This window comes from Candidatus Rokuibacteriota bacterium (genome assembly GCA_016209385.1).
GTDB lineage: Bacteria > Methylomirabilota > Methylomirabilia > Rokubacteriales > CSP1-6 > JACQWB01.
Genome location: JACQWB010000100.1, coordinates 22,302 through 29,839 on the forward strand (window position 1 = coordinate 22,302; position 7,538 = coordinate 29,839).

Genomic DNA, 7,538 nt, shown 5'->3' on the forward strand with positions numbered 1-7,538 from the left:
CTGGGTACTCGAGCGCGCGGTCGGCTGGGCTACTCGACCACGACCAGAGTTCCCTCGAAGTCGTGCCCGAGGTTTCGGATTTTGAAGGTGCCGGTGCGTGTCGGAGTGAACTCGATGATGGTGACCTTGTCCGGCGGCTCAAGCGTCACGTTGGCCACGAACGGCCGAATGCTGATCTGGTTGAGGTGCTCGCGCTGGAGGGCCTTCATGCGCAATCGTACCCGGATTCCCTTCTTCACCGTCAACGGGTCGGGAGCGAACTTCCCGGTGGGGAACACGTTCATCGTCATCTCGAACTCCTGCACCGTCGGACGTGCCTGCGCCACCCGCTCGGACCGAGCCAGCCGGGGCGCACCGACGTCAGAGGGTTCTCCCGCACCCGCCAGCCACCCCCACGTCAGGAGGCCGGCGGCCAGGATTCTCGCCGTACGCATCGGAGCCCTCGCGTTACCGCCGCTGCACGTAGTGCATCCCGCAGGTCGGCGCGTGGGTCCTCACAACCGCTCGGACCGCGAGCGTGGCGACATCGATCACGGTGATCGTTTCCTCCACCGCGCTCGTGACATATGCGGTCTTCCCGTCGGGAGCCAGCGTCACGCTACACCGATAGAGGACCTTGTCGCTGAGCGGCTTCAGCTCGATGGTCTTGAGGATTCTCAGGCCCGGCACGTCGATCACCGTGACATGCGGACTTGTCTTGTGGATCGACAGGCCGAGCCGGCTGTCCTGAGTAAAGACGAGCCGGCTCGGATTGGCGGGCGACGACGTTCCTGTCGGGCGGACGTCGATGGTCGCGACGAGCAAGTCCGTCGAGGCATCAACCACGAGCTGGCTATCCCCGCCCTTCCGCGAGTACCGGCTATCCAGGAAGAGGAACCTCCCATCCGGCGTGATCGCGATACTGTTGAAACCTGGCCGCGGGAGCGGGAGGGTCTTGGCGACCGTGTTCGTGGCCACGTCGACCACCGAGAGATCCTGGCTCCCGGTGTTGGCCACATACACCTTCCTGCTGAGCTTGGAGTACACGACCCCGCGCCACGGCCGCGTGCCGACCGGAATACGCGCGACGACGCCGAATTTTTCCGCGTCGATGACAAGGACCGAATGCTCCTTCGGATTTGTCACGTAGGCGCGCCAGGAGTCGCCAATGGGGGCGAAGGTCATCCCGCCGCTCACTCCGTCATCCACGGGCACGCGCGCCAGGAGCCTGTGGGTCGTCGCGTCGATCACCGACACAGCCTCTTCGCTCATGACCCAGACGGTCCTGCCGTCGGGGCTCAGGAGCATCGGACCGACCGGGTTGATGCCGACTGACACGAGCTCGATTATCTCGTGGGTCGCGGTATCGATGACCATCACGCCCCGGCGAGCCGAATTGCTCACGTAGAGTCGCCTCCCGTCCGCTGTCGCGACACCGGAGGGTCCCATGCTGCCCGGCACGGTCACGGTTTTCACAACCCTGAGGCTCGCGGGGTCCAGCACGAGCAGCTTGTCCTGCGCCGCGACATAGAGGCGATCCTGAGCCGCTGGCTGGGCCGGGACTTCGCGCGGGGCCAGGCCGAGGGGGCCCACGCCCAGCCCGTACAGGACCACTACACCGACCGCGATTCTCATGGACCTCCGGACCTGTTTCACTGTCGGCTCCTCCCTTGTCGGAGTAACGCCCATCGAGCGCGGGCTTCGCCCGCGCAACCAACTCGGGCCTCGCCTCGGGGCTCTCCTCGCCTGCGGCTCGTCGGCAGCCCCTCGGCTCGAACCACCATTCATGGGGGAGGCCTCGGAGGGGGCCCGGGTACCCACGCCGAAGGCGTGGGTGTCCCCCTCCGATTGTCCTAGATCGGCTCGACCAGTTTGGCGAGGATCGCCGGCAGGGCGGCCTCGGCCTTCTTCGCCTGGTCGTCGCCGGTCTCGCCGCCCTCGCGGTGCGCGACCACGACCAGCTCAAGGTCCGGGACGCCCTGGAGCCGGGCCTGGCTCCGGGCGGCGTGCTCGAAGGTGTCCCAGGCGACCGTGACCGTGTGGATTCCCTTCTTCTCCAACCCCGCCGCGTCGAGCACACTGCCCGACGTGCACGATCCTCAGAGAGCGACGCCGACGATGGCGGCATCCGCCCAGCCCGCCACCTCCTCGATCAGCTCCTTCGGGGCCGGCGCCGTGCCCGAGGGCTTGAGCCAGCGCCGCACGTGGGCTCCTGTCCGCGTCTGAAGGACCGCCTCGAGCTGACCGGTGAAGGCGGCGTCCAGGTTGTCGTCGACGATCGCGATGGAGGCGCCCCTGAGCTGGCGCGGGCGCCGCTTCGGGGCCCGCGGTCCCGACCGGGCGGGCCACACGGGAACCAGAATCTCCATCTTCCCCTCCTGACTCCGCTCCACCGCTGGGAGCACGTGGGCCTAACCGGAGTTCGAGCGCCCACCCGCGCTTTCAGCGCGGGTACCCGGCCGGCGCAAGCTTCCCCGGCGGGAGGCTTCGGAGGGGGCCGTCGAGGCCCCCTCCGATTGCTAGCGCCGGATCTGGCGCGTCACAGCATAGCCGCCGAAGCCTCCCCAGCCGGGGAGGACAGCGGCGAAGTAGCTCCGGCCGCCCGCCACGATCAGGTGGAGATCCTCGGGCCTCGCCGTCACCGGGATCATCGTATCCGGGTTGTCCAGATCATACCTGAGCGGGTAGCGACCGGCATCACGCTCCATCTTCCTGAACTGCTCGTGGACCAGCCCGCAGGCCCGGACATCGCGGACGGAGCGGCGCGCGTGCTCCCAGAGGTAGAGCCGGACATCCCCCTTGGACCACCCGCGCCGCGCGAACTCCTCGGCGTTCAGCGGGTTCAGCACGACGAGCATCTGGCCAAGCACGTGGATGTTGTTGCTCCCGAGCTGGCGCATCGAGTCCACCAGGACGTGGAGCATCTCCTCGGGCGTCCCGTAGCAGAAGACGCTGTGGGGTCCCTCGCAGGCGAAGACGGTCACCGCGTCCGAGTGTGGAGGGCACCCGCGCTCGAGGTGGAACGGCTCCCACGGGCTTCCGGCCTCGTCCTCGGCGATGCAGAAGGCGTACTCGGCGGGGTGGGAGAGCGTGGACTTGTCCGTCTCCCAGGGCACGGCGCCGCCCAGGTTCCAGAGGGCGAGCCGCACCGCACGCCCGACGGCGGCGTTGGCGCGGTAGCCGTTGCCGAAGACGCCGTCGCGGGCGTTGAAGCCGAGTTGGCGCGCGATCGGGCCGTTCACGATCACGAGCGAGACGCACATGTGGGTGGTCTGGGAGACGCCGTTCAGGTTGTGGGCGGGATCGAGGAGGGCCTCCATCGCGGCGAGAACGACCGGGAAGTACTCGGGGAGGCAGCCGCCCATCACGGCGTTGATGGCCAGCTTCTCGATGGTGGCCTCCCCGCCCTTGGGCGGGACCGGCCCCAGGCTCTCCTGGGGATCGCGCCTGGCGTGCTCGAGCACCGCCTCGACCCGGCGGCGCGTCGGAAGGACGACGGGGAGGCCGTCGGTCCAGTTCCGCTCGTAGAACAGCTCGACCGCCGCCTCGTAATCGTCGAGGGTCAGAGTTTCCGAGACCAGTTCCATGGAACCCGTGCTCCCGGGAAATGCCTCCCGCCTCAGCGCGACGGAGGGATCGGGCAGTCAGGAAGAACCGACTCGGCGACGCCGTCAGCCGGTGATGGCGCCCCCGGAGGCCGAGGAAACCAGGCGGGCGTACTTGGCCATGGCGCCCGTCGTGTACCGGGGTTTGGGCGGCTTCCAGGCGCGGAGGCGCTTCCGGAGATCGGCCTGCGCGAGCTCCACGTCGAGGCGACGCCGCTTGACGTCGATCACGATCGTGTCGCCGTTCCTCAGCACCGCGATGGGCCCACCTACGACCGCTTCGGGGGCCACGTGCCCGACCATGAGGCCGTGGGTCGCGCCCGAGAAGCGGCCGTCGGTCATCAGCGCCACTGAGTCCCCGAGCCCGGCCCCGACGAGGGCACCGGTCACCGCCAGCATCTCGCGCATGCCGGGGCCGCCCTTCGGGCCCTCGTAGCGGATCACGATCACGTCCCCGGGCTTGATCTTCCCGGCTTTGACCGCGGCGAAGGCGTCCTCCTCGCGATCGAAGACCCGCGCCGGGCCGCGGTGGACCGTGCGCTCGTGGCCGGCGACCTTGGCCACGCAGCCTTCAGGAGCCAGGTTCCCCTTCAGGATGACCTGTCCGCCCGTCGGCTTGAGCGGCTTCGAGAGCGGGGCGATCACCTGCTGCCCCGGCGTCTCCCGGGCCGCGCGCGCCTCGTCCCCGATCGTGCGCCCGGTCACGGTCATCTCGTTTGCGTTCAGGAGGCCCGCGCCCAGGAGGCGGCTGGCCACCAGGGCCATCCCGCCGGCCTTGTACATGTCGGGCGCGGAGAAGCGGCCCCACGGTTTCAGGTCGGCCAGGACCGGCGTCCGGCGCGCGATCCGGTCGAAGTCGTCGATGGTCAGCCTGACCCCGGCCTCCCGCGCCACGGCGAGGAGGTGGAGCACCGCGTTCGTCGAGCCGCCGGTGGCCATCACGCCGGCGATGGCGTTCAGGAGCGCCTTGCGCGTGACGATCTGACGCGGGGTCACGCCCTTCCGCAGGAGTTCCATCGCCAGCTTCCCGCACTCGAAGGCGACCTCGTCTTTCCGGGGATCCACGGCGGGGACCCCGTTGAAGTTCATGGGGGAGATGCCGAGCATCTCGAAGGCGGTGGACATGGTGTTAGCGGTGTACTGGCCACCGCAGGCCCCCGCGCCGGGACAGGCGCGGCTCTCGATCCCGTAAAGGTCCTGGGCCGAGAGCTTTCCCGCGTTGAACGCGCCCACCGCCTCGAAGACGTCCTGGACGGTGATCGGCCGGCCGCCGTACTCGCCCGGCATGATCGAGCCACCGTAGAGCATGAGGCCCGGAAGGTTGAGCCGGGCCAGGGCCATGACCATCCCCGGGATCGTCTTATCGCACCCCGAGATCCCGACTACCCCGTCAAACAGGTGGCCGCGCGCGACCAGCTCGACGGAGTCGGCCACGACCTCGCGGCTGATGAGCGACGCCTTCATGCCCTCGGTCCCCATGGCGATCCCGTCGGTGATGGAGATCGTGTTGAACTCGATCGGGGTCCCTCCCGCGGCGCGAATCCCCTCCTTGACCTTATCCGCCAGCTTCCGGTGGTTCCAGTTGCACGGCGTCACCTCGATCCAGCAGTGTGCGACGCCCACCAGCGGCCGGCGGAGATCCTCGTCGGTGAAGCCGACGGCCTTGAAGTAGGAGCGGGCCGGCGCGCGGTCCGGACCTTCCAGGAGGGTGCGGCTCTTGTGTCTCGGGTCGAAGCTCATGGCGCCTCCTTGTGGGGAAAAAAGCTGGGCCGATTCTACCGCACGCCTTGACCGACTTCCAGGGGGCGTGTGACACTGGGCCGCCGTGCCCGGGCTCCTCTTGCGCTGCTACGACGTGGCTTACCGCTGGCTCCACGGGCTCAGGGACCCCGCCGCGGGGGCGGGCCCGGTGGTGCGGGTCGCCGTCCGCCGCCACCGCGGTCCGACGGTTGTGCTGAGGGACGGCACGGCCGTCCGGCGCGGCGACAGGATCGGGATCATCCACCTCGACAACGAGCGCGTGGCGGCGTTCCACGGCGACGGCAGCCAGACTCCGATCGCCGGGCTCAGATTCCGGCGCGCCTTCGTCGCCTCGCTGAGAGAACTCGCGCGCCAGGTCCTCGACACCGACCGTTATGCAGGCGTCCAGGCGTTCACGACACAGACGATCATGCACGCGGGAACCCAGCGCGCGGGCTTCGAGATTCTACCGCTCCGCAGCTCGACCTGGAGCCGGGTCGTGGCGGCCTACGAGCGCGCGCTGCTGGCGCGTTACCACCCGCGCGGGCGCCGCGGAGCCCGCCGCCACCGCTTCACCGACGCCCGCGCCATCTGGATCTCGCGGGACGGGCTCCTCAGCCGCTACGGCCCCGAGCACTGCGCTCCGGCGCGCGGGGCGGCGCCCGAAGCGAGCCCGTAGCGCTCGGGGTCAGGAGGCGCGCTCCGCAATCCGACGCGCGCTCCCGAGCACCCGCTCGACGACCGCCCGGGCCGCATCGGGGCGACGCACTTCCCGGATCTTCACTCTCAGGTTCTGGAGGATCTCGGGGCCGGCGAGGGCCAGGGAGAGGGCCTGTCGCAGGTCGGCAGCGGTCTGGGCGCGGAGCGCCACCCCGGTCATGCCCACGAACCGCTCGTTCCGCGACTCCTGCCCGGGAAGCGAGCCAAAGCAGACGATGGGCAGCTCCGCCGCCAGCGCCTCGGCCAGCGTCACGCCCCCGGCCTTGCTCACGAGGAGGTCCGCCGCGGCCATCAGCTGGCGCACGGAGTCCGTGTAGTCGAACACCCGGATCCGTCTCTCGGCCTCGCGAAACATCGCTTTGAGCTTCGCGGCGAGCCGGGGATCCTGGCCGGTCACGAAGAGCGCCTGTGTCGAAACCGGCAGCTCGCTAATGACGCGCGCCGCCGCCATCAGGCCTCCGAGCGATCCCAGGGAGCCGGCCATCACGAGGAGTACCGGAAGCCGGGACGAGAGCCCCAGGGCCAAGCGGGCCGACGCCCGGTCCACGGGTTGGAGGAAGTCGGGCGCGATCGGCACGCCGGTCACCACGACCCGCTCGCGCGGCACGCCCCGGGCGGTCAGATCGTTCTTGATCGCCTCCGAGGGGACGCAGTACCAGTCGACTCCCGGATGGATCCACTGCGTGTGCGCGACGAAGTCGGTGAACACGGTAGCGTGCGGAATCGGGCAAAGGCCCCGCGCCCGGAGTTCCGAGAGCGCACCCGCGGGCGTCGGGTGGACAGAGACCACGAAGTCCGGAGACTCCGCGTGCAGGAGGCGCCGGAGCTTGCGGGCCCCCAGGCGGCTCATTCCGAGGAGAAGCGGCGAGGAAACCGCAAGCTGGTCGCCCAGCCAGTAGGCCCCGCCCCAGAGCGGCGGCGCCCAGCGGAGGATCCAGTAGTAGAGCGAGCGGCTCAGGCGATCGAAGGCTGGATGCACCAGCTCACGGAAGTGGTCGACAACGCGCGGCTGGGCGCCGGCAGCGGCGAAGGCCGCGGCTAACGCCCGGGCCGCCCGGTTATGGCCCGAGCCATAGCTGGCCGTGAGGATCAAGACGCGCGGCGCGCTCGTGCCCATGATTCCCTGAGCGGTACCCGCACCTGCGGGTAGAAGATCGAGGGCGGCCTGACCCGATTCTAGCCCCGTCGCTCCCGCCGGGCAATGCCCCCGCTCGGTCCGGGCGGAGCGCGCGGGCAGGCTAGGAGCGCATCGGAGTAATGCCCTCCGAGCGCGGGCTTCGCCCGCGCAACCAACTCGGGTCTCGCCTCCGTCTGATTTGCTCGGGCCTCGCCTCCTCGCTGGCGCAGGCGATGAAACTGCCGGCGCCGAAGCGCGTCGGCTCGAACTGCCATGCCTGCGGCTCGTCGGCAGCCCCTCAGCTCGAACCGCCATTTCTGGGGGAGGCATCGGAGGGGGCCGTCCAGGCGCCCTCCGATTCTCCTCGGGGGTGCTTA

Annotated in this window: 8 protein-coding genes; 1 reads left to right on the plus strand and 7 read right to left on the minus strand. The window is 69.7% G+C overall.

Annotated elements, in window-relative coordinates; genetic code table 11:
* Positions 1 to 29 precede the first annotated feature (29 nt).
* The 6 genes from HY726_06840 to ilvD form a co-directional block, all read right to left on the minus strand.
* Entirely contained in the window at positions 30 to 434 is a 405-nt protein-coding gene (locus HY726_06840) for a cupredoxin domain-containing protein (protein ID MBI4608703.1), read from the minus strand.
* A 13-nt stretch (positions 435 to 447) separates the two neighbouring features.
* Positions 448 to 1,614, minus strand: a complete 1,167-nt coding sequence (locus HY726_06845; GenBank protein MBI4608704.1) for a hypothetical protein — start codon at positions 1,612 to 1,614, stop codon at positions 448 to 450.
* A gap of 218 nt (positions 1,615 to 1,832) precedes the next feature.
* Positions 1,833 to 2,057 (minus strand): hypothetical protein, encoded by a 225-nt coding sequence (locus tag HY726_06850; protein MBI4608705.1) that lies wholly within the window; start codon positions 2,055 to 2,057, stop codon positions 1,833 to 1,835.
* A 21-nt stretch (positions 2,058 to 2,078) separates the two neighbouring features.
* Complete coding sequence (locus tag HY726_06855; GenBank protein ID MBI4608706.1) at positions 2,079 to 2,348, minus strand: hypothetical protein; 270 nt, start codon at positions 2,346 to 2,348, stop codon at positions 2,079 to 2,081.
* Positions 2,349 to 2,498: 150 nt separating this feature from the next.
* On the minus strand, positions 2,499 to 3,566 hold the full coding sequence (locus tag HY726_06860) for a hypothetical protein (protein MBI4608707.1): 1,068 nt from the start codon (positions 3,564 to 3,566) through the stop codon (positions 2,499 to 2,501).
* A gap of 84 nt (positions 3,567 to 3,650) precedes the next feature.
* A complete protein-coding gene (ilvD, locus tag HY726_06865) occupies positions 3,651 to 5,324 on the minus strand; it encodes a dihydroxy-acid dehydratase (GenBank protein MBI4608708.1) in 1,674 nt (557 codons plus the stop codon).
* An 85-nt stretch (positions 5,325 to 5,409) separates the two neighbouring features.
* On the opposite strand from ilvD, the gene HY726_06870 reads away from it, so the two are divergent.
* Complete coding sequence (locus tag HY726_06870; GenBank protein ID MBI4608709.1) at positions 5,410 to 6,003, plus strand: hypothetical protein; 594 nt, start codon at positions 5,410 to 5,412, stop codon at positions 6,001 to 6,003.
* 9 nt (positions 6,004 to 6,012) lie between these two features.
* Here HY726_06870 and HY726_06875 read toward each other — a convergent pair whose 3' ends face one another.
* A complete protein-coding gene (locus HY726_06875) occupies positions 6,013 to 7,161 on the minus strand; it encodes a glycosyltransferase (GenBank protein ID MBI4608710.1) in 1,149 nt (382 codons plus the stop codon).
* Positions 7,162 to 7,538: the final 377 nt, after the last annotated feature.